The sequence below is a fragment of the Vibrio sp. 10N.222.49.C9 genome (assembly GCF_041474985.1).
Taxonomy (GTDB): Bacteria; Pseudomonadota; Gammaproteobacteria; order Enterobacterales; family Vibrionaceae; genus Vibrio; species Vibrio crassostreae_C.
This window is the reverse complement of sequence record NZ_JBFRVD010000251.1, coordinates 1-392: the sequence shown is the minus strand read 5'-3', so window position 1 is coordinate 392 and position 392 is coordinate 1. Positions and strand designations below refer to the sequence as shown.

Genomic DNA, 392 nt, shown 5'->3' with positions numbered 1-392 from the left:
GTGCTCTGGTGATTCGCTACGACAACCTAACCGAGGATTACCTTATCGGCTTCTTAGTCGTCCAGTGCTCTAACCTCTGTTTTGCATTTGGTCAGGTTGGCTATAAGTATTTCAAAGAGAGCCGCGAAGAAATGGCACAACGAGATATCTTTGGTTGGTTCTATATTGGTGCTTTAGTGGTCGTCACCATCGCTTGGGCTATCTGGGGCAAAGCTGAACTGCCTACAGATCCAACACAAATTGGTGTCCTACTTTGGTTAGGTATAGGTGCTTCCGGATTGGGTTATTTCTTATGGAACAGAGGCGCAAGCCAAGTAGACCCTGGTTACCTTGCCATAATGAACAACGCACTAATCCCGGCAGGGTTGATTGTTAATGTCACTATCTGGAAT

General features: G+C 46.2%; 1 pseudogene. It reads left to right on the top strand.

What is annotated here, in order from left to right:
* Nucleotides 1-392: pseudogene (locus tag AB4585_RS23005) on the top strand (EamA family transporter); the annotation flags it as partial.